Here is a 20,553-nt window from a genome sequence, read left to right as displayed (position 1 = left end):
GCGGGTATGAGCGTTGTGGTGAAGAGCCGGCGGGACGCCATCGGAGTCGGGGCGGCGTTGCTGAACCGGCTGGCCAACTCCCGGGCCATCGACCGGCTCGGCTTGCGGAAGCCGGCCGAGCGGGCGGTGTTCGAGGCGACCAAGACCGGATTCCGGACGGCCGGCGCGCTGTCCCGGCGGTTCACCGCCGCGTCGAAGCTGGCCAAGCCGTCCCGGCTGCCCGCCGCTCGCGGCACCGGGCGGTTCGACCTGACGCCGACCGAAGACCAGCAGATGGTCGTCGAGGTCGTGCGTGAGTTCGCGGCTGAGGTACTGCGTCCGGCGGCTGCTTCTGCGGACACGGCGTGCGCGACCGATGCTCACGTGTTGTCGTCGTCCGCGGAGCTCGGCTTGAGCCTGATCGAGGTCCCCGAGGAGCTCGGCGGCATCGTCACCGAGCGCTCCGCGATGACCGGCGTACTCGTGGCCGAGGCGATGGCTCACGGCGACATGGGTCAGGCGGTCGCGTGCCTGGCGCCGGCGGCGGTGAGTACGGCGATCTCGCTCTGGGGTGACGAGACGCAGCAGGCGACGTACCTGCCGGCGTTCACCGGGTCGTCGGTGCCGGCGGCGGCGCTGGCGATTCTCGAACCTCGGGCGTTGTTCGACCCGTTCTCGGTGCAGACGACATTCAACGGCGGGCGATTGAACGGGGTGAAGTCGTTGGTGCCGCGGGGCGCGGAGGCCGAGCTGTTCGTGATCGCGGCGGCGTTGGAGTCTGGACAGCCCGCGTTGTTCCTGGTCGAGTCCGACCATCCTGGGGTGACGATCGAGGCCGAGCCGTCGATGGGGCTGCGGGCGGCGTCGCTCAGTCGGGTAATTCTGCAGGACGTGCCGGCTGTGCAGTTGGGGACTGTGGAGGACTATGCCGAGTGCGTGCGGCTGTCGCGGCTTGGGTGGTGTGCGTTGTCCCTTGGAACGGCCAAGGCTGTGCTCGACTACGTGACGCCGTACGTGAACTCGCGGATCGCCTTCGGTGAGCCGATCAGCCATCGGCAGTCGGTCGCGTTCATGGTCGCGAACATCGGGATCGAGCTGGAGGGCATGCGGCTGGTCGCCTACCGGGCCGGATCGCGTGCGGAGCAAGGGCTTCCGTTCGCTCGCGAGGTCGCGTTGGCGCGGCGGCTCTGCACCGACAAGGGGATGCAGATCGGGACCGACGGCGTACAGCTGCTCGGCGGGCACGGGTACGTGAAGGAGCATCCAGTGGAGCGCTGGTACCGCGATCTGCGCGCCATCGGCGTCATGGAAGGCGCGGTGCTGGTCTGATGATCAATCTTGAGACCCCGCGCAAGTTCCGGACCTTCGTCAATCAGGCGCACAAGGTCGCGGCGGGGATGCTGCGGCCGAACTCGCGCAAGTACGACCTGGCCGAGCACGCCTACCCGGTCGAGCTGGACATGCTCGCCGCGGTGGTCGACGGATTAGGTGCCTCGGGCACCGGTTCGGGCGCGGGTGCTTCCGGCGTACGGCGGTCCGCCGAGGCGGCTGACGGTGTCGTGAACGGCTCGAACCTGTCGTCAGTGCTGTCGGTCATGGAGATGTGCTGGGGCGATGTCGGGCTGTTGCTGTCGATGCCGCGGCAGGGACTCGGCAACTCCGCGATCGCGTCGGTCGCGTCGGAAGAGCAGCTCCGGCGCTTCGACGGCGTGTGGGCCGGGATGGCGATCACCGAGCCCGGCTGCGGCTCCGACTCGGCCAACATCCAGACGACGGCCCGGCTCGACGGCGACTCCTACGTCCTGAACGGCGAGAAGATCTTCGTCACCGCGGGTGGGCGGTGCGACGCGGTCGTGGTGTGGGCGACGTTGGACAAGTCTCTCGGACGCGCGGCGATCAAGTCGTTCGTCGTGCCCAAGGACACGCCCGGGATGACGGTCGAACGGCTCGACCACAAGCTCGGCATCCGCGCCTCCGACACAGCCACGCTCCGCTTCGAAGACTGCCGGGTGCCCGCGGCCAACCTGCTCGGCTCGCCCGACATCGACACGGGCAAAGGGTTCGCCGGCGTCATGCAGACCTTCGACAACACCCGCCCGCTGGTCGCCGCCATGGCGGTCGGCGTGGCCCGCGCCGCGCTGGAGCTCACCCGTTCCATGCTGTCCGAGGCCGGCGTCGAGGTCGACTACGACCGCCCCGTCCACCTCCAGCCGGCCGCGGCAGCGACGTACCTGACCCTCGAAGCCGACTGGGAAGCCGCCTACCTCCTCACCCTCCAAGCAGCCTGGATGGCCGACAACGGCCGGCCCAACTCCCTCCAAGCCTCCATGGCCAAAGCCAAAGCCGGCCGCACCGCCAACGACATAACCCTCCGCTGCGTAGAACTAACCGCCCCCCTCGGCTACTCCGAACACCACCTCTTGGAGAAGTGGTCCCGAGACTCCAAGATTCTGGACATCTTCGAGGGAACCCAGCAGATCCAACAGCTCATCGTCGCCCGCCGCCTGCTAGGGAAGACCTCTGCCGAGCTGAAATAGCGCTGTCTTCAAGGGGATCTGTCCTCAGCGCGGCGCGCTGTGACGCGCGCCACAGGGAGTTCCTGTCAGCAATCGGAGCGCCATATCGCTCAGTCACCGGGAGCAAGCGACCGATTGGAGCAGCACATGAAGCATCGCATCGTCGTCCTCGGCGCCGGCTATGCCGGGGCATTCGTGGCCGGGAATCTGGCCCGCCGACTGTCCTCTGCGGACACCGAGATCACCGTGGTCAACGCCGAGCCGGACTTCGTCCAGCGGCTGCGGCTGCACCAGCTCGCCGCCGGACAGCAGATTGCGGCTCCCAAGCTCACGGACGTGTTCGCGGGCACTGGGATCCGGCTGCGCCTGGCCCGTGTCACTGCCGTCGACCCAGAGCGCCAGGTCGTCACCGTCGCCGACGCGGACGGCGGCGGTGAGCTCGGTTACGACACGCTCGTCTGCGCGCTCGGCAGCCGCGGCGACGACCGCGGTGTCCCCGGCGTGGCCGAGCACGCCTTCGACATCGCCGCCCGTCCCTCGGCGCTGCGACTGCGCGAGCGCCTGGACAGCTTGGGGAGGCGGCGCGAAGGCGGACGTGTGCTGGTTGTCGGCGACGGGTTGACCGGGATCGAAAGCGCGACCGAGATCGCCGAATCCCGGCCTGGCCTGACGGTGACGCTGATCGCCCGCGGCGAGCTGGGCGCCCGCCTGTCCGCCGGAGCCCGCAGCCACCTGCGCCGGGCCTGCGAGCGGCTCGACGTCACTGTCCTGGAGCACACCCAGGTCGAAGCCGTCGAAGCGACGCGGGTGCTGTGCGCCGACGGCACCGCTCTGGCGGCCGACGCGACGGTGTGGACGGCGGGGTTCGCGGTCAACCCCATCGCCGCCGCCAGCGGACTTGAGGTCACCGAGAACGGCCAGATCATCGTCGACCGCTCGATGCGGTCGGTCTCGCACCCGAACGTCTACGCCGCCGGAGACAGCGCCTACGCCATCGGCGACAACGGCCGCCCGCTGCCGATGTCGTGCGCTTCCGCCGGCCACACCAGCAAGCAGGTCATCGAGGCGATCGTGGGACGCCTGACCGGCCGCAAGATCGCGAACATCAAGATGACCTACACGGCCAACCACATCAGCCTCGGGCGGCAGGACGGGATCCTGCAGGGGGTCGACGACGAAGCGCAGGCAAAGCCGAAGTACCTGGGCGGCCGGAAGGCCGCACGGGTCAAGTCGGCCATCATCAAGACCTCGCTGTGGGCCACCTCGAACCCGACGTTCGGCATGCCCACACGCAGGCACCGCCTGACCGTGGCGCCCGATGCGTCCGCCGGCCAGGAAACCCGAGGCGCCGGGCCTGGTGCTGCCGGATCCGTCCGGGCGGTCGTGTAGCCACTTAGGGTTCGTCGCGTGGACAGCACTGCCACTGATCGCTTCGACGCCAGTCGGTTCGAGGCCAGCCGGAACCGGCTGGCCTCGCTGGCGTACCGGCTGCTGGGCTCGGCCGCCGACGCCGAAGACGCCGTACAGACTGCCTTTCTGCACTGGCAGGCCGCCGACCGGCAGCGGATGCGGGTACCGGAAGCATGGCTGACCAAGGTCGTCACCAACCTGTGTCTCGACCGGCTCCGCTCGGCAGAAGCCCGCCGCGAACGCAGTGCCGGCGCCTGGCTGCCCGAACCGCTGCTTGACGGAGATCCGATGCTCGGTCCGGCCGACACTGCCGAGCAGCGCGAATCGGTCTCCCTGGCCGTGCTGACCCTGATGGAGCGCTTGTCACCCTTCGAGCGGGCCGTCTACGTCCTGCGCGAAGCGTTCTCCTACAGCCACGCCGAGATCGCCGAGATCCTCGACATCTCCGAGTCCGCAAGCCAGCAGCACCTCCATCGCGCTCGGCGCCGGATCACCGCCGCGCGCCGCCGCGGCAGCGAGGTCGACCCGGCATCCGCCCGCAGGATTGTCGAGGAGTTCCTCGCTGCTGCCTCCTCGGGCCGCACCGAACGCCTGGTGGCGATGCTCACCGACGACGCGACCGCGATCTCCGACGGAGCCGGTTTGACCGAGACGCTGCTGCAGTACGACGCTCCACAACGCATCGCCGCGATCGCACGGGCCGGTTTCAAGCCCACGCCCGCGAAACGGCGGTTCGCCGGCGGCACGCCCGCCGTTCACTATGCCCTCGTCAACGGTGCCCCCGCCATTCTCTTCGTACCCGGCGACCAGGTCGTCGGCGCCGTGACGTTCGACATCATCGGCGGGAAGATCGCAACCGTGCGCGGCATCGCCGCACCCAGCCGCCTTGCCCGCCTTGCCGACGCTTGGCGGCACCACGAAGCTGACGCGCCGCTCATCACCCAGTGGTGACCCGACACCGACCATGGTCGGGGCGACCGTCGAGTGATCTGTTTCACACGATGTCAGAACGGCAGGGGATCCGGTGTCTTGTGCTCGAGCAACTCGGAGCGAAGGAGACACCATGAAGAAGACCGATGTGGTCGTGATCGGCGGCGGATACGCCGGAGTGATGGCGGCCAACCGTCTCACGCAGCGCGACGACGTGGCCGTGACTGTCGTGAATCCTCGCCCGGTCTTCGTCCCGCGACTGCGTCTGCACCAACTGGTGGGCGGGACCCACGATGCGGTCGTCGACTACCGGGAAGTCCTCGCCGCAGGTGTCCGGCTGGTCGTCGACAGCGCGACCCGGATCGATCCCGCCGGGCGGCGTGTGACTCTGTTCGACGGCGGCACGATCGGCTACGACTACCTGATCTACGCGGTGGGCAGTGGCAGTGCCGGCCCGCGGGTGCCCGGCGCGGACGAGTTCGCGTATCCGATCGCGACCCTGGAGGCGGCACGGCGGTTGCGGTCGGTGCTCGAGGACAAGCCCAGCACCGCCGCGGTGACTGTCGTAGGGGGCGGTCCGACCGGCATCGAGACGGCCGCGGAGCTGGCAGAGCAGGGCCGCATCGTCACGTTGATCTGTGGTGGCGTCCTCGGGCCGTACCTGCATCCACGGGCTCGACGCACCGCCCGCAGGTATCTCGCAGAGCTGGGCGTGAACGCTCTCGAAGGCCCTGGTACGTCGGTCACGGCGGTGACACGCGACGCCGTGGAGCTCGGCGACGGACGTACCATGCTGAGCCAGGTCACCATCTGGACCGCGGGCTTCGGGGTGCCGGATCTGGCCGATCGCAGCGGTTTGCGCACCGATGCGGCCGGGCGGCTGCTCACCGACGAAACCTTGACCAGCGCCGACGACGACCGCATCGTCGCGGCGGGCGACTCCTCGGCGCCGTCCGGCCTTCCGTTCCGGATGAGCGCCTACGCCGCGGGATGCCTTGGCGCCCATGCCGCGGACACGGTGCTCAAGCGGCTCGCCGCTGAGCAGCCGAAGCCGATCGACCTGTCCTTCAGCGCCATGTGCATCAGCTTCGGTCGCCGCGCCGGCATCTTCCAGATTGCCCACAAGAACGACACCGCAATGCGGCTCTACTTCACCGGCCGCGCGGGCAAGAGGCTCAAGGAGCTGTCCTGCGCCTTCAGCGTCAAGCACCTGGTGACCGAAGCCCGCAAGCCCGGTTCGCACTCCTGGCCCAAGGACGGCAAGCACCGGCCGCAGTTGCTGCGGTCCCACCGCGGCAACACGTCGGCACCAGTCGGGTAGGCGACCGGAGTTCACCGTCGCCGGTGCGGCCGCACGATCTGCAGGAAAGGACGTCATGAACACGACAGGTGAGCCCGACGGCGCGCGCCGGGCCGATGAGGCGACTGCACTCAGAGATGGCGACGGCGCCACCGATTCGGCGACCGAGTCCTTCGTCGCGCATCGCAACCTGCTGTTCACCGTCGCCTACGAGCTGCTCGGATCGGCGGCCGACGCCGAGGACGTCTTGCAGGAAGCCTGGCTGCGGTGGGTGAAAGTCGACGTACGGCAGGTGCGGGATCACCGCGCTTACCTGGTCCGGATCACCACCCGGCAAGCGCTCAACCGGCTGCGCTCGATGAAACGTCGCCGAGAGTCGTATGTCGGCTCTTGGCTTCCGGAGCCACTGCTCACCACTCCGGATGTGGCCGCGGACGTTGAACTGGCCGAAAGTCTGTCGATGGCCCTGATGCTCGTCCTCGAGACACTGACTCCGACCGAGCGGGCCGTGTTCGTGCTGCGCGAAGCGTTCGGGATCGACTATGACGAGATCGCGGCCGCGGTCGACAAGACCCCTGCCGCCGTGTACCAGATCGCCCACCGCGCACGCCGCCACGTCGAAGCTCGCCGCCCGCGCCGCGCAGTCACAGCACGGCAGGCCGAGGCGGCTCGCGAAGCCTTTCAGCGTGCGCTCGAGACCCGGGATCTCCAGGGCCTGCTGGATGTGCTCGCCCCCGACGTCGTGGCGATCAGCGACGGCGGAGGTATCAAGCAAGCCACGCCACGGCCGGTCATCGGGGCTGACAAGGTGGCCCGCTTCATCGTCGGCGGACTCAGCAAGAAGGACGTCGTTGTCACCCTCGAGCCGGCAACGGTCAACGGCAGTCCCGCGCTGGCCCTGCACGTCGACGGAAAGTTCGACGGTGTCATCGCGATGTGCGTCGAGCAGACCCGGATCACCGGCCTGTACTTCGTCCGCAACCCGCAAAAGCTCACCCGCAGCGATTCCGTCACCCCACTCACCCTGCGATGACCATCGGCCAGGGCCCAACCGTTCGAGGAGTAGACATGACCACGTCGGAACCGCTCGTCACCGATGGGCGTCCGTCACGATGGCCGGCGGTGGCCGGGGCAGTTGTGCTGCTCACGGCGATCATCGGCGTGTTGCTCGTAGCCTTCGCTTGGCCGTCGGTGCGGTCGTCTGTCCACGATGTGCCGATCGCCGTCGCCGGGCCGGCGCCTGCGGTCGCTCAGGTCCGCGTCGCACTGGAGCAGCGTTTGCCGGGCGGGTTCGAGATTACCGAGGTCGCCGATACGGCGGGCGCTGAAGAAGCTATCCGCGACCGAGACGTGTACGGTGCGATCGACCTGAGCTCCGGCACCCCGCATGTCATCGTCGCGTCAGCTGCCAGCAACGCCGTCGCGCAGACACTGCAGACCATGGCCGCCGGCCTCGGTCAATCAGCGAAACCCCGCACACCGGCTGCTGTACGCGACCTTGCCGCCACGCCCGCTGACGACCCACGCGGCGCCGGGTTGGCAGCAGGCGCTCTGCCACTGGTCATGGGCGGTCTACTGGCCGCAGTGGTGCTGACCAGGCTCATCCGTGGCACTGGCCGGCGGGTCATTGGGGCACTGGCCGCGGCGGCAACCAGCGGCCTGACGCTGGCAGCGATCCTGCAATTCTGGTTCGGTTCACTGAGCGGGTCCTATCCGGCCAACGCCGGCGCCATCGCGCTGACGATCGCGGCCACCGCCCTGACCGTCCTCGGGCTGGAATCCCTCCTTGGATTCGCCGGAATCGGAATCGGTGCAGTTGTCATGATGCTGATCGGCAACCCGCTCTCGGGCACGTCGACCGCACCCGAGATGCTGCCGGGCTGGTCCGGCACGCTGGGCCAGTTGCTGCCGCCGGGGGCGGGTGGCTGGTTGCTGCGATCGACGGCGTTCTTCGACGGCCGAGGCGCTGCCCACGCCCTCATCGTGCTTGTCACCTGGGTTTCCCTCGGTGCGCTGCTCTGCCTGGTCGGCGGCTTGCGCGCCAACCGCGGCGCAGGACCTCGGACCAGGCGCACCTCACCGAAGGAAGCTGCCCTCGAATCGCGCCGCCGCGAGCCGACGTTTCAGTGATCGTTGAAACGTCGTTCGGGAGGTTCTGGACGTTCCTAGCCTGGCTGGACGTTTGTTGCTCAGACAGGAGAGGGGAGCAGGCTCGTGGGTACTGCGGCCGGCATGATCAAGGAAGCTCGCAAGCACATCGGACTGACCGAGAACAAGGGGAACAACCGCAACTACATGACCGAGTGGTACGGCGCGAACGCCACGCCGTGGTGTGACATCGCGGTCAGCTACGTGGCTGCGCACTCCGGCAATCTCGAGGCCGTCTTCGGCAAACACGCGTCGTGCCGAGAGCACATCAACGCCTTCAAGCGCCAGGGCGCCTGGCACCAGGGACGCGCCGGGATCGCCGCCGGAGACGTCGTGTTCTTCGAACTCGACGGCGACCCGCGCGTCGACCATGTCGGCATCGTGCAGGAAGCCCGCGCCGGCGAGCTGGTGACCCTCGAGGGCAACACGTCGAAGCCCGGCGGCGGTCCGGATGGATTCTGGGAGAAGAAGCGCAAGTACTCGTTGGTGGTCGGCTACGGCAGGCCGGCGTACGGCGGCACCGGTGTCATCCAGCCGCAGCCCGGCGGCAAGCTCGAGGTGGACGGAAAGCTCGGTCCGAAGACCTACGCCGCGCTGCAGACGGCGCTCAACAAGCACGGGGCTTCCCTCGGCGTGGACGGCAAGTTCGGGCCGCTGACCAAGAAGGCGCTGCAGAAGCATCTCGGCGTCACCGCGGACGGCGCGATCGGCCCGGTCACGGTCAAGGCGTTGCAGAAGAAGGTGGGCGCGGGTGTCGACGGCGAGTGGGGACCTGACACCACGCGGCACCTGCAACAGGCACTCAACGCCGGCACCTTCTGACCCGGGACGCTGACGCCGCTCTTCGTGGCGACCGCACTCGGACCCCCTGGAAACGCTGACGAAACGTTGGTCCTGGTTCGCTCGTCGGCATGACTCACCAACGATCGCTCGAACCCGCCTCGTCGCGGCGGGTTGCGCTGGGACTGCTGACCGCGCTTCCACTCGCGACGAGCGGCGTACCCGCTGCAGCTCCTGCCCGCGCGGCCGACCGGTCCGGGGCGATCCCGAAAGACACCCGTCCCGGCGGCGCCTATGACCGGTACGTCGCGAAACTCGCCGCGGAGGACAGGTTCTCCGGCACCGTGCTGCTCGCCCATCGCGGTCGAACGGTGCTCGCGCGAGCCTACGGCCTGGCCGACAGGCAACGCCGGATCCCGAACCGCCTCGACACGATCTACAACCTGGCGTCCGCGGCCAAACCGTTCACCGGGCTCGCGATCGTCCAGCTCGCGCAGCGAAACAAGCTCCGCTTCACGGACCTGATCGGTCAGCACCTCACCGGGTATCCGGCCGCGACAGCGGACCGCGTCAGCATCCACCACCTGCTCACCCACACCTCCGGCTTGCCGAACTTTCCGAATGCCGACCGGAAACAGGTCACCCACAGCGTCGAAGAGGAGACGGCCTTCCACAACAGCGGCCATCGCCAGGTCGTGCCGGCGTTCGTCCCCGGCAGCAAACACTCCTACAGCAGTACCGGCTTCTCGATCCTCGGCGAGATCGTGGAGTCGATCAGCGGGTTGCCGTTTCACGAGTACATACGGCGGAACATCTTCCAGCCCGCCGGGATGACGAGCTCGGCGTACTACACCCGGCCGGACTGGCTGACCGATCCCCGGATCGCGCATCCGTACATCTACCAGACCGACGGCAACCGGGTGGACGGCGTACGCAACCTCGACGCCGGCGCCGTACTCAACGGGGGACAGGGGACCAACGCGGCCCGGGCGTTCATCGGGTCGGGTGGCGGTGGCGGATTCTCCAGCGCGCCCGACCTGGTCAGGTTCGCGCAGGCGCTGGCGCGGCCGGGCACGTTGCTCGACCCGGCGTTCACCGAGGTCTACCTGGGCCCGAAGTTCCCGACTCTTCCGCTGTCCGGCAGGCCGGCGCCCGGGAACCAGCAGTTCGCCGCCTACGGACCGATCTGCGGGATTGTCGACAATCAGCGCCTGACCACTCACGGCGGCGGCATCGCCGGCGGCAACACCAACTGGACCATCTACCGCGACGGCGACTGGATCGGCGTCATCCTCTGCAACTACGACCTGGACATCCCCGCCATCATCACCGCCGAACGCGCCGCCGTCCTCGACCCACCAACGTCCTGAGACGGGCCGGGGACGGACTTGGCGTATGGCCGGATGGTCAGGACGGCTTGCAGTTGAACTTCAGGTCGTCCGGGCTGGTGGTTTGGTACTTGCTGGTCTGCCAGGTGATGGCGGCTGTTCGCCCGGGAACCTGTCGGCAGCCGTCCGGCAGGACGCTACTTGTCCCGCGACCGGCTGCCCACCGCGGCGTAGGTCCGGGTGCTCGTCCAGCGGCGTGGTTGCGGGTGTTCGCGCAGCGGCGTGGGTGCGGGCCCCGTAACCCGTTGCCATCCACAACCAACAACTGCCGACCCGATGTCAGCCGCCGCCTTGGCTGAGCGCGATTGCGACGAATAGAAATGCGGCGATCAGCAGGCCGGCGACCAGATACGCGAGCACTGTTGCCGACACAGCGGCCGCGCGACCCGTGGTTTGGGCCCGCGCCACCTTGAGCCCGCCGCGGGCGCAGCGAACGGCGGCGGCGCCGACGAACAGAGCTGGGACGAACTGGAGGAGCAGCCCTGAGGCGTCGAACGACGGGTCCGAGTACGCCAGGTCGTACATCGCATCGGACGACAGCCAAACCACCACTGGCGTGAGGACACTCAACACGACGGCCGCCCCCACCAGACCCCGCCACAGCCCGCGCCCGCCGGAGACCTCCTCGGCGCCGCGTCGAGCGAACCGCCTCGCCGCAATCCACGCCGCGATGCCCAAGGCAAGCAGTCCGAGGAAGGAGGCAAGAGCAACATTGTCCCGTCGATAGCCTTCCGGCTCCGCCGTACTGTCGCCTCCCGGCTTGAGGCTCGGCTGCGCCTTGACAGGATCGTCAACGTCCATGGCCTGCAGCTCGCCGCCGCCGACCACCATGCCGTTCTCCTCCAACTCGAGCAGGCTGTTGGCCGGGCGCTGTCCGTTGAGCTGTAGAGCTGCCACGCCGTCGCGGATCGGTACGTCGACGCTGATGGGCTGTCCATCGGGTTCAGCACCCGTCCTGATCGCCACCCGCGTCACAGTCGGAGCGGGTACGACGAAGTCCACGGCGGCAATCTCGTTGTCGACACCCAACGAGAGCGACCACCGATCCACCGGCCGGCCGAGCTCGACGAGCCGCAGAGACTGCACTGATGTCCCGGTCCGGCCGTAGAGTGCAACAAACGATTCACTGTTGGACCGCGTCTCGACGACCACCAGGGTGAGGCCTTCGACTTGGGTCGCGAGCAGCGTGTTGCCTGGGTCGCGGCCCTCCGTGTTCAGCCGCTCGGTCACGTCATCCAGGAGGACGCGGTCGTCGCTGAGGTTGCACCGTAATGGCCAGGCAGCGATGCCGTGTGCGGCCCGGTTCTGCTCGCGCTCCTCTCTGGAGGTGCAGCCTCCGCCGAGGAGTATCAAGAGAGCGGCCAGAAATGCTACGCCGACGCGCATGGTCCCCACCAATACCAGGCATGGGGCGGCCCCGGTTTCAGTAAACCACTAGATGTTGCGGGGGTGGACGGTGTTGCGGATTACTACGTGGGTGCCGAGGGTGGTGTGGTGTTCGGTGGGGGTGGGGTCCAGGGCCAGGGCGGCGGCGGTGCGGCCTAGTTCGCGGGCGGGGATGTGGACGGTGGTCAGTTGGAGGTCGGCGGCGAAGGAGTCGTTGTTGAAGCCGACGACCGAGATATCTTCGGGGACCCTGAGGCCGGCGTCGCGTAGTGCTTGCATCGCGCCGGAGGCGACGTGGTCGGTGTGCGCCAGTACGCCGGTGAACGTCGGCGGACCGGCCTCGAGGACCTCACGCATCCGGGCATAGCCGGACTCGCGGTTCCAGGCCGGATGGATCTCCAGCGCCGGGTCGAGCTCGCCACCCAGGTCGCGCAGGGCGTTGCGGTACCCGACGGAGCGTCGGGTCGTGATGCTCTGGCCGTCCGGGCCACCGAGGAGCAGGATCCGGCGATGACCGCGAGACAGTAGGTGGCTGGTGGCGGCGTACGCTCCGCCCTCGTTGTCGTACTCGACCGAGGCGTCCTGGAAACCAGGGTCGATCGGAGGCCGGGCGCACAGCACCAAACGAGTGCCGGACTGCCTGAGTTGAGCGGCGAAGCTGCCCATCCGCTCCCGGTACTCGTCGCTCTCGACCACCGCTCCGACCAGGATGATGGCCTCGACGTGCTGGGCGTGCATCTGCCGCAGTACGGCGAGCTCGCGGTCCAGATCGCCTCCGCTGGTGCCGATCAGGCACAGCTTGCCGGCTTCGGCGACGCCGGTCGCGATGCTCTCCACCAGGCTCATCAGGAACCCGTCGTCGAGCATCATCACCACCAGGGCGATGGTGCCGGTGCCTTGGCGGGTCAGGGCGCGGGCGTGCGGGTTCGCGACGTAGTCGAGCTCGCGGACGGCGCGCATCACCTTGTCCCGGGTCTTGGGCGCCGGGGGATAGCTGCCGTTGAGGATGCGGGAAACGGTCGTCACGGAGACGCCGGCCCGGGCCGCGACGTCCCGGATACTCGGCCGTCCATCACTCATGCGCCGCTCCTCGGTCGGTTAAAGCGTTGTACCAAATCGTAACACCCCGCCAGCGCGTGCGCAGTGGAAAACGCTTGCTCCAGACGGTGTCTGCCTCTTGACCAAGGTGTGCAACCGTTTTACCTTTCTCGTCAGGTCGTGGCTGGAGAGTCGTCGCGATCCCTCGACGAAAGGTCGTGCCATGCTCACCCAACTCGTCCGGCGGCTGACTGTCGTGGCGCTCGCCGCGGTCGTCGCCTTCCCCACGCTTCCGCCACCAACTGCCGATGCCGCGTCGTCCGCAACCATGGCCATCGAGCCGCCTCCCAGCGTCGTGGACCTGCTGAACCCGCAACATCCCCGCTTGCTCGCGAGCCCCGCCACCTTCGCCACGGCGAGCCAGCGCCTGCAGACCGACACCCGCTTGCAGAGCTGGTTCGCGAAGGTGCGCAGGGACGCCGACGCGATGCTCGGTACGACGCCGAAGTCGCCGCCGAACAACCTCGACAACAGTCGTGAGGTGAAGCGCCGGGTCTACTCGCTGGCGCTGGTGTACCGGCTGACTGGTGACACCCGGTACGCCGCTCGCGCGACACAGGAGCTCCTGGCCATGTCGGCGTACCCGGACTGGAATCCGTCGCACTTCCTCGACGTCGGCGAGATGACGAATGCGGTTGCCGTGGGCTACGACTGGCTCCACGACTACCTATCGGCGGCTCAGCGCACAACAATCCGCACGGCGATCGAGACGAAAGCGCTGCAGCCTGCCCTCGAGATCTACAACCGATCGGCCAGCTTCTACACGCAGACACACAACTGGAACCTTGTCTGCAACTCGGTGGCGTTGGGTGCGCTGGCCATCGGCGACGAGAACCCCGACCTGGCCGACCAGGTGCTGCGGAAGAGCATCAGCTCGATCCAGAACGGGATCAGCGAGTACGCGCCCGGCGGCGGGTACGCGGAGAGCCCGGTCTACTGGACGTACGGCACTGAGTACCTGGTCCAGTACCTCGCCGCCTTGAAGACCGCGGTTGGCACAGACTTCGGCTTGTCGGGTCTGCCGGGCCTGTCCATCACCGGCGACTTCCCGATCCACGTGACGGGCGCGACCGGCGACGTCTTCAACTTCGGCGACGGCGGCACGGACCTGTTCGGGACCCCGACGTCCGGCTGGTACCTGCCGTCGATGATGTGGATGGGAACCAGGTACCAGCGCTCGCACCTGGCCTCCTGGCAGGCCGCTCGCGCCGATCGCTCGGCCAGTCCGCTGGACATCCTCTGGTACGACCCGAGCCGCACCGGCGGGACCACCCATCCGACCTGGACCGACTGGCTCTTCCGCGGTGTCGACGTAGCGACGGCACGCAGTGCCTGGGACGACCCCTACGCGGTCTCGGTCGCCACCAAAGGACTGCGGGCCGGCTACGACCAGGTCGTCGCACACGAGAACCTCGATGCCGGCGACCTGGTGATGGACGCGAATGGTGTCCGCTGGTTCGACGATCTGGGTGCCGACAGCTACAGCCTGCCCGGGTACTTCGACTGGAGGAAGAACACCGGTGGACGCTGGGATTACTACGTCGCTCGTCCCGAGGGCCAGAACACCATGCAGCTCGGCTCCGGTCCGGACCCGCAGACCGCGTTGACCAATGGCGCGCCCGTCATCGAGACGGGCTCGACGTCTCAGCAGTGGTACGAGATCACCGACCTGACCGGGATGTACGGCGGCCGCGTGCAACGGGCTCAACGTGGTGTGAAGCTGTTCGACGACCGCCGTCAGCTCCTGATCCAGGACGAGGTCCAGGCCGGTCAGGCGATCGACTACTGGTCGTTCCTGCACACCCGGGCCGACGTCACCGTCGCGGCCGACGGACGATCCGCGACGCTGTACCGCGGAGGCCAACGCTTGTGGGTGCAACTGATGGCGCCGGCTGGTGCTCGGCTCCTGGTCGGCGATGCCACACCGCTGCCAGGCAGCCCGAGCCCGGTGGGACAGAGCGCACAGGCCGGGATCCGCAAGCTGATTGTCAACATTCCTGATGTCACCAATGCAACAATCGCGCTCCGTGCGGTGCCGCTCGCCGCGGGGCAGCAGCCACCGTCCACGACACCCGCCATCACCCCGCTGGGTTCGTGGACACCAGGCTCGACCACCGCCGCGCCACTCACCGGGCTCGTTGTCGGCGGCAAGCAACTCGACGGCTTCGACTCGCAACGCTTCCGGTACGACGTGACGCTGCCTTGGACCGCAGCCCGTGCACCGAAGGTGGTCGCGGAGACCGCCGGGGGCGCCGTGGCAGTCGTGTCCCAAGCAAGTGAGCTGCCCGGGGTAGCCACCGTCACGACCTACCAGACCGGCCGTCGCGGACCGACGTACGAAGTGCACTTCCGGCAGCCCGGCAAGCTCGGTCGCGCGTACGCCGTGGCGTCGGCGAGCGCGAGTGGTGACGACGGCAATGCGGCCGCCAACACCGTCGACGGAAATCTTGGCAGTCGTTGGTCGGCCGCGGGGGACGGGCAGTACATCACCTACGACCTCGGCAGGTCTCGCACGCTCGGCGCGGTGGCCGTTGCCTTCTACAACGGCAGCCGCCGGACGGCGACCTTCGACGTACTGACGTCACCCGACGGCACCACCTGGAGCACGGCCCGGGCAGGCATCGTGTCCTCCGGGACCACGGATGACCTGGAGGTGTTCAGCTTCCCAGCCACTACGGCGAGGTACCTGCGAATCGTCGGACACGGCAACTCGGTGAGCAACTACAACAGCATCGTCGAGGTCCGCAGCTACGCCAGCACCGCCGACGCGAAGGCCGACGCGCCACGGCTGCCCGTCGTACTCGGATCAGTCAGCGTGACAAAGCCGTCAGAGCTGATTGTCGGCGAGAGTCAACCGCTGTCCCTGACCGGAACGCGGACCGACGGCCGCCCCGCTGATCTGACCGGAGCGCAAATCACCTGGACCAGTAGCACGCCCGCCACGGCATCGGTCAACGCCGAGGGTGTTGTCACCGCAATGGCGGGCGGCACGGCATCGGTCGCGGCGATGGTCACCGAGCCGCCGGTGCTGAAGGTGGCCCGCGCGACGTTCACAGTGATCGACCCGTCGCGTGTCGAGGTGACGGCCGACGCCTTCGTCCGCAACGGCTCGTTCGCGGATACGACGTACGGCAACGCGGCAGCCCTCGAAGTCCGCAACAACCCCAACCTGGGCAGCGGCTACGACCGAGTCGCCTACCTCGAGTTCGACCCGTCCAGCATCCGTGGAACCGTCCAGTCCGCCAGCTTGCAGCTGTACGGCGGTATCGACGACGGCACGGCCACGTCGACAGTGAACGGCGTCTACGCCGTCGACGGCGAGTGGACCGAGTCCACGCTGACATGGAACAACCGTCCGGCGTTAGGCGCCGAGCTCGACAAGCTCACGCTCGACGGCACGGCCGCCTGGCGCACTGCCGATCTCACCGGCTACGTCCAAGGGCAGCTCGCTGCCGGCGCGCCGATCCGGATCGCCATCGCCTCGACCGTGAACTCCTACGGGCCGCACACCGCCTTCAACAGCAAAGAGGCGACCGGCAACCGCCCCTACCTGCACCTGACCTTCTCCTGAGCTCTGCAATCCATCGGAAGGAACTCGACATGGCAACACACATCTCCCGGCGGCGGCTGCTGCAACTCGGCGGTCTCGCGGCGGGATCGAGCCTGCTGACCGCCTGCGGCGGCGGGTCGAACTCGGCCGGCGGCGCAGTGACCGTCCGAGTCGCGTACGACGGGAACGCGGAGCGCACCAAGCAGGTCGGCCTGGCCCTGCAGAAGATCCAGTCCAAGCTGACCGGTGTCACGATCCAGTCCGAGTTCGGTGGTGACGACGCCTTCTTCACCAAGGTGCGGACGCAGATCGCCAGCGGCGACGGCCCGGACATCTTCCTCGCCAACACCATCGACCTCGGCAACTACGTGAAGAGCAACGCGGCGCTGGACGTGGGCAAGTACCTGCCCAGCGTCATCAAGACCGCTGACTGGGATCAGCAGCTGCTCAAGGCCGCCCAGGTCGACGGCAAGCAGTACAGCATCGGGACCGGGGTCAACTCGTTCTGCTTGCTGTACGACAGGCCGGCGTTCGAGAAGGCCGGGATCAAGACCCTCGATCCGGCCTGGACCTGGGACGACTTCGCGGCGATCGCAAACGAGGTCTCCAACGCGAACGGCCGCAAACCGTACGGCACCAGCGACGCGGGCCGCGACCTCCAGGCCTTCCAGGTCTTCACCCGGGGCAACGGCGGCGAGCTCTTCACCCCCGACGGCGCGCTCGGCTTCACCGAGGAGCACGTGGTCGCGTTCTGGTCGCTGTGGAAGCGGCTGCGTGACACTGGAGCCACCGTCCCGGCCGAGGTCACCGCGGCGGCCGACTTCAACAACAACAACCTGGTCAAGCGCAAGGCCGCGATGAACTTCGACTTCTCGAACCGCATCCTGTCCAACCAGACCCTGGCAGGCCGCCCGCTCGGATCCACGACGTACCCACAAGGCGACCGGCCCGGCACCTACATCCGGCCCTCGCGGGTCTGGGCGGTCTACAGCCGGAGCAAGAACCCCGAGAAGGCCGCGCAGGTGCTGGACGGCCTGCTCAACGATCCCGACGCGGCGCTGCTGATCCGCACCCAACTCGGAGTCCCCAACAACCCCAAGAACCGAGCCGCGGTGGAAGCGTCGGCGACAGCGGACCAGGCTCGCGAGTTCACCCACCTCGAGCTCGTGGAGAAGCACCACACGCCGCTCGAGAACGTCGTGTTCCCTGCCGGTGGCGGCGATGTGTCCGGAGCCTTCCAGACGTACGCCGACAAGGTCGCCTTCGGCAAGCTGTCGGTCGCGGACGCGGCCCGCGCCTTGATCGCGGACGCCACCAAAGCCCTGAAGGGCTGAGCGCTCGTGGCAACTGCACTGGTTGATGTCCCGGCCGCAGCCGAGGGAGTGCGCCGTACGGCGACGCGCAGCCGGGACGGACGCTGGAGCGCATTGTTCCTCGCGCCCTGGCTGCTCGGTCTGGTGCTGCTGACGCTCGGGCCGATGGTCGCCTCGCTGTACTTCTCGTTCACCGACTTCGGCCTGCTCGGCAGTCCGTCCTGGGTCGGGGCCCATAACTACACCGAGCTGCTCACCGACGATGCGTCGTACTGGCAGTCGATCAAGGTGACGCTGGTGTACGTCGGCCTGTCGGTGCCGATCAAACTCGCCATCGCCCTCGGTGTCGCGATGGTGCTGAACACGAAGCTCCGCGGGTTGTCCTTCTACCGCGCGGTCTTCTACCTGCCGTCGTTGCTAGGGGCAAGCGTCGCCGTGGCGATCATGTGGCGCCAGCTGTTCACCGGTGACGGTGTGGTCAACCAGTTCCTCGGCGCGTTCGGGATCGACGCGCCGAGCTGGGTCTCGAACCCCGACTACTCGATCTACACCCTGGTCGCGCTCGCCGCGTGGCAGTTCGGCACCCCGATGCTGATCTTCCTGGCCGGCCTGCAGCAGATCCCGCGCACGCTGCTGGAGGCGGCCAGCGTGGACGGCGCCGGCGCGGTCAGCCGGTTCTTCCGCGTCACCTTGCCGCTGCTGACCCCGATCCTGTTCTTCAACCTCATCATGCAGGTGATCGGCGCGTTCCAGACGTTCTCCCAGGCGTACGTCGTCGGCGACGGGCAAGGCGGCCCGGCCGAGTCCACGCTGGTCTACAGCCTGTATCTCTACAAGGCGGCGTTCGTCGAGTTCAAGATGGGCTACGCCTCCGCGATCGCCTGGGTGCTGCTGGTCGCGATCGCCGCGATCACGGCCGTCAACTTCCTCTTCTCACGGTACTGGGTCTTCTATGACGACGAACGCTAACCGCCGGTCTGTCTCGATCGCTCGCCACACACTGCTGTTGGCCGGCGTCCTGCTCATGCTCTACCCGGTCGCGTGGATGCTGAGCAGTTCGGTGAAGCCGGCTGGTGACATCTTCACCACCAGCTCACTGATCCCACGGTCGTGGGATCTGTCGAACTACGCCACCGGCTGGGAGGGCGCGGGCAACTCCTTCGGCGCCGCGATCGTGAACTCGTTCCTGGTCGCCTGCGTCTGCGTCGCCGGCAACGTGCTGTCGTGCTCGATGGCCGCCTTCGCCTTCGCCCGGCTGCGGTTCCGCTTCCGCGGCGCCGCGCTGGCGGTCATGCTCGCCACGATCATGCTGCCGCACCAGGTGCTGCTGATCCCGCAGTACTACCTGTTCTTCCAGGCCGGCTGGGTCAACACATTCCTGCCGCTCACGGTGCCGAAGTTCCTCGCGGTCGACGCCTTCTTCATCTTTCTGATGGTCCAGTTCATCCGCGGCCTGCCCCGCGAGCTTGACGAGGCCGCCGTGATCGACGGCTGCGGCCCGGCCCGGATCTACTGGCACATCATCCTGCCGCTGCTCACCCCGGCGATGGTGACGACTGCGATCCTGACCTTCGTCTGGACGTACGACGACTTCTTCGGTCAGCTCATCTATCTGACCGACCCGGCCAAGCAGACCGTCCCGGTCGCGCTCAGCGGCTTCATGGACAACATGGGCGGCGACTCGCTGTGGGGCCCGATGTTCGCCATGTCGGTGATCGCCCTGATTCCGGTCGTTGTCATCTTCCTGGTGTTCCAGAAACGCATCGTCGAAGGCGTTGCCACCACAGGCCTCAAGGGCTGACGGCTACGCGGGCTGGTTGGTGGTGGCGGACCAGGCGGCCAGGAGCTTCAGGTTGTCGGCGGTGGGGGTGTTCTTGGGGGCGGTGTAGACGAGCAGGGTCAGGCCGGGGTGGGAGGGGAGCTCGAGGGCTTCGAAGTTGAGGTCGAGGTCTCCGACGGCCGGGTGGTGCAGCTTCTTGTGGCCGGTGCGGTGGAAGCGGACGTTGTGGGCGGCCCACCGGACGCGGAAGTCTTCGCTGCGGGTGGAGAGTTCGCCGATGAGCTCGATCAGGTGTTTGTCGTGCGGGTTGCGGCCGGCCTCGGAGCGCAGCATGGCGGCGATGTCGTCGGCGGCGCGGTCCCAGTCGGTGAAGAACTCGCGGGAGGCGGGGTCGAGGTAGATGAAGCGGGCGGTGTTGGCGGGCCGGCGGGGGTCGGCGAGCATCGGCGCGTACAAGGCGAGCGCCAGTCGGTTCGCGGCGAGGTGGTCGTGGCGGGCGTTGCGGACCCAGGCGGGGGCCTCGGTGATGGCGTCGAGGACTTCGAGGACGCTGGAGGGCACCGTTCCGGGGCTGGGCTTGCGCCGGCGCGGCGGCGTCGGCTCAGCGGCACGCGCGAGGTCGAACAGATGCTCGCGCTCGGCCTCGTCCAACTGCAGCGCGCGGGCGACGCCGTCGAGGACGGAGTCGGAGGCGCCGGCCAGGTTGCCGCGTTCCATGCGCACGTAGTAGTCGATGCTGACGCCGGCCAGCATCGCCACTTCCTCGCGGCGGAGCCCCTTGACCCGCCGATTCCCGCCGTACGCCGGGAGTCCCGCCTGCTCTGGGGTCAGCCGGGCACGGCGCGACGAGAGGAACTCGCGGACCTCTGCTCGGTTGTCCATGCCTCCACGGTAGAGGGCGGCGGGACGGGGAAGGAGGTACTGCCAGTACCTGGATCAGCAGGTCCTCCCGCGGCGCCGCCGGCGCCTCTTCAC

16 protein-coding genes are annotated in these 20,553 nt (G+C 68.1%); 13 read left to right on the top strand and 3 right to left on the bottom strand.

Going from position 1 to position 20,553, the window contains the following annotated elements; translation table 11 throughout:
• Nucleotides 1–6: 6 nt before the first annotated feature.
• The 9 genes from ACIBL3_RS19450 to ACIBL3_RS19410 all read left to right on the top strand — a co-directional run bounded on the left by ACIBL3_RS19450 (nucleotide 7) and on the right by ACIBL3_RS19410 (nucleotide 10,433).
• Nucleotides 7–1,308: an acyl-CoA dehydrogenase family protein gene (locus ACIBL3_RS19450; protein ID WP_396354801.1), complete on the top strand. Its 1,302-nt coding sequence runs from the start codon at nucleotides 7–9 to the stop codon at nucleotides 1,306–1,308.
• Nucleotides 1,308–2,516 (top strand): acyl-CoA dehydrogenase family protein, encoded by a 1,209-nt coding sequence (locus ACIBL3_RS19445; protein ID WP_396354800.1) that lies wholly within the window; start codon nucleotides 1,308–1,310, stop codon nucleotides 2,514–2,516. Before ACIBL3_RS19450 ends, ACIBL3_RS19445 begins: the two co-directional genes overlap by 1 nt.
• Before the next feature lie 126 nt (nucleotides 2,517–2,642).
• A complete protein-coding gene (locus ACIBL3_RS19440) occupies nucleotides 2,643–3,884 on the top strand; it encodes an NAD(P)/FAD-dependent oxidoreductase (RefSeq protein WP_396354799.1) in 1,242 nt (413 codons plus the stop codon).
• 18 nt (nucleotides 3,885–3,902) lie between these two features.
• On the top strand, nucleotides 3,903–4,856 hold the full coding sequence (locus ACIBL3_RS19435; RefSeq protein WP_396354798.1) for a sigma-70 family RNA polymerase sigma factor: 954 nt from the start codon (nucleotides 3,903–3,905) through the stop codon (nucleotides 4,854–4,856).
• 112 nt (nucleotides 4,857–4,968) lie between these two features.
• Entirely contained in the window at nucleotides 4,969–6,156 is a 1,188-nt protein-coding gene (locus ACIBL3_RS19430) for an NAD(P)/FAD-dependent oxidoreductase (RefSeq protein ID WP_396354797.1), read from the top strand.
• Nucleotides 6,157–6,211: 55 nt separating this feature from the next.
• Nucleotides 6,212–7,168, top strand: a complete 957-nt coding sequence (locus ACIBL3_RS19425; protein ID WP_396354796.1) for an RNA polymerase sigma-70 factor — start codon at nucleotides 6,212–6,214, stop codon at nucleotides 7,166–7,168.
• Nucleotides 7,169–7,203: 35 nt separating this feature from the next.
• Nucleotides 7,204–8,265 carry a hypothetical protein gene (locus ACIBL3_RS19420; protein WP_396354795.1) on the top strand — a complete coding sequence of 354 codons (1,062 nt, stop codon included), beginning with the start codon at nucleotides 7,204–7,206 and terminating at the stop codon, nucleotides 8,263–8,265.
• 84 nt (nucleotides 8,266–8,349) lie between these two features.
• Complete coding sequence (locus ACIBL3_RS19415; RefSeq protein ID WP_396354794.1) at nucleotides 8,350–9,105, top strand: peptidoglycan-binding protein; 756 nt, start codon at nucleotides 8,350–8,352, stop codon at nucleotides 9,103–9,105.
• Between the two features lie 89 nt (nucleotides 9,106–9,194).
• Nucleotides 9,195–10,433 (top strand): serine hydrolase domain-containing protein, encoded by a 1,239-nt coding sequence (locus ACIBL3_RS19410; protein ID WP_396354793.1) that lies wholly within the window; start codon nucleotides 9,195–9,197, stop codon nucleotides 10,431–10,433.
• 297 nt (nucleotides 10,434–10,730) lie between these two features.
• Here ACIBL3_RS19410 and ACIBL3_RS19405 read toward each other — a convergent pair whose 3' ends face one another.
• Both ACIBL3_RS19405 and ACIBL3_RS19400 read right to left on the bottom strand, forming a co-directional pair.
• Nucleotides 10,731–11,681: a hypothetical protein gene (locus ACIBL3_RS19405; protein ID WP_396354792.1), complete on the bottom strand. Its 951-nt coding sequence runs from the start codon at nucleotides 11,679–11,681 to the stop codon at nucleotides 10,731–10,733.
• A gap of 204 nt (nucleotides 11,682–11,885) precedes the next feature.
• Complete coding sequence (locus tag ACIBL3_RS19400) at nucleotides 11,886–12,917, bottom strand: LacI family DNA-binding transcriptional regulator (protein WP_396354791.1); 1,032 nt, start codon at nucleotides 12,915–12,917, stop codon at nucleotides 11,886–11,888.
• A gap of 181 nt (nucleotides 12,918–13,098) precedes the next feature.
• On the opposite strand from ACIBL3_RS19400, the gene ACIBL3_RS19395 reads away from it, so the two are divergent.
• Genes ACIBL3_RS19395 through ACIBL3_RS19380 form a run of 4 tightly spaced genes read left to right on the top strand, consistent with a single transcriptional unit; the run spans nucleotide 13,099 to nucleotide 19,599 of the window.
• A complete protein-coding gene (locus ACIBL3_RS19395; protein WP_396354790.1) occupies nucleotides 13,099–16,506 on the top strand; it encodes a DNRLRE domain-containing protein in 3,408 nt (1,135 codons plus the stop codon).
• 29 nt (nucleotides 16,507–16,535) lie between these two features.
• Entirely contained in the window at nucleotides 16,536–17,819 is a 1,284-nt protein-coding gene (locus ACIBL3_RS19390) for an ABC transporter substrate-binding protein (protein ID WP_396354789.1), read from the top strand.
• Nucleotides 17,820–17,825: 6 nt separating this feature from the next.
• Nucleotides 17,826–18,767 (top strand): carbohydrate ABC transporter permease, encoded by a 942-nt coding sequence (locus tag ACIBL3_RS19385; RefSeq protein ID WP_396354788.1) that lies wholly within the window; start codon nucleotides 17,826–17,828, stop codon nucleotides 18,765–18,767.
• On the top strand, nucleotides 18,751–19,599 hold the full coding sequence (locus ACIBL3_RS19380) for a carbohydrate ABC transporter permease (protein ID WP_396354787.1): 849 nt from the start codon (nucleotides 18,751–18,753) through the stop codon (nucleotides 19,597–19,599). Before ACIBL3_RS19385 ends, ACIBL3_RS19380 begins: the two co-directional genes overlap by 17 nt.
• 3 nt (nucleotides 19,600–19,602) lie before the next feature.
• Here the strand turns inward: ACIBL3_RS19380 and ACIBL3_RS19375 are convergent, their stop codons facing one another.
• The gene (locus ACIBL3_RS19375) at nucleotides 19,603–20,460 is read right to left on the bottom strand and encodes a helix-turn-helix transcriptional regulator (RefSeq protein ID WP_396354786.1); all 858 of its coding nucleotides are present in this window, start codon (nucleotides 20,458–20,460) and stop codon (nucleotides 19,603–19,605) included.
• Nucleotides 20,461–20,553 lie beyond the last annotated feature (93 nt).

It is taken from the genome of Kribbella sp. NPDC050124, assembly GCF_044460355.1.
Taxonomy (GTDB): domain Bacteria; phylum Actinomycetota; class Actinomycetes; order Propionibacteriales; family Kribbellaceae; genus Kribbella.
This window is presented reverse-complemented; position numbering and strand designations above follow the sequence as displayed.

Excerpts from the sequence above, each read along its gene's own strand:
- ACIBL3_RS19450 (WP_396354801.1), top strand. The coding sequence starts at position 7 with ATGAGCGTTGTGGTGAAGAGCCGGCGGGACGCCATCGGAGTCGGGGCG.
- ACIBL3_RS19445 (WP_396354800.1), top strand. The coding sequence starts at position 1,308 with ATGATCAATCTTGAGACCCCGCGCAAGTTCCGGACCTTCGTCAATCAG.
- ACIBL3_RS19440 (WP_396354799.1), top strand. The coding sequence starts at position 2,643 with ATGAAGCATCGCATCGTCGTCCTCGGCGCCGGCTATGCCGGGGCATTC.
- ACIBL3_RS19430 (WP_396354797.1), top strand. The coding sequence starts at position 4,969 with ATGAAGAAGACCGATGTGGTCGTGATCGGCGGCGGATACGCCGGAGTG.
- ACIBL3_RS19425 (WP_396354796.1), top strand. The coding sequence starts at position 6,212 with ATGAACACGACAGGTGAGCCCGACGGCGCGCGCCGGGCCGATGAGGCG.
- ACIBL3_RS19420 (WP_396354795.1), top strand. The coding sequence starts at position 7,204 with ATGACCACGTCGGAACCGCTCGTCACCGATGGGCGTCCGTCACGATGG.
- ACIBL3_RS19410 (WP_396354793.1), top strand. The coding sequence starts at position 9,195 with ATGACTCACCAACGATCGCTCGAACCCGCCTCGTCGCGGCGGGTTGCG.
- ACIBL3_RS19400 (WP_396354791.1), bottom strand. The coding sequence starts at position 12,917 with ATGAGTGATGGACGGCCGAGTATCCGGGACGTCGCGGCCCGGGCCGGC.
- ACIBL3_RS19395 (WP_396354790.1), top strand. The coding sequence starts at position 13,099 with ATGCTCACCCAACTCGTCCGGCGGCTGACTGTCGTGGCGCTCGCCGCG.
- ACIBL3_RS19390 (WP_396354789.1), top strand. The coding sequence starts at position 16,536 with ATGGCAACACACATCTCCCGGCGGCGGCTGCTGCAACTCGGCGGTCTC.
- ACIBL3_RS19380 (WP_396354787.1), top strand. The coding sequence starts at position 18,751 with ATGACGACGAACGCTAACCGCCGGTCTGTCTCGATCGCTCGCCACACA.
- ACIBL3_RS19375 (WP_396354786.1), bottom strand. The coding sequence starts at position 20,460 with ATGGACAACCGAGCAGAGGTCCGCGAGTTCCTCTCGTCGCGCCGTGCC.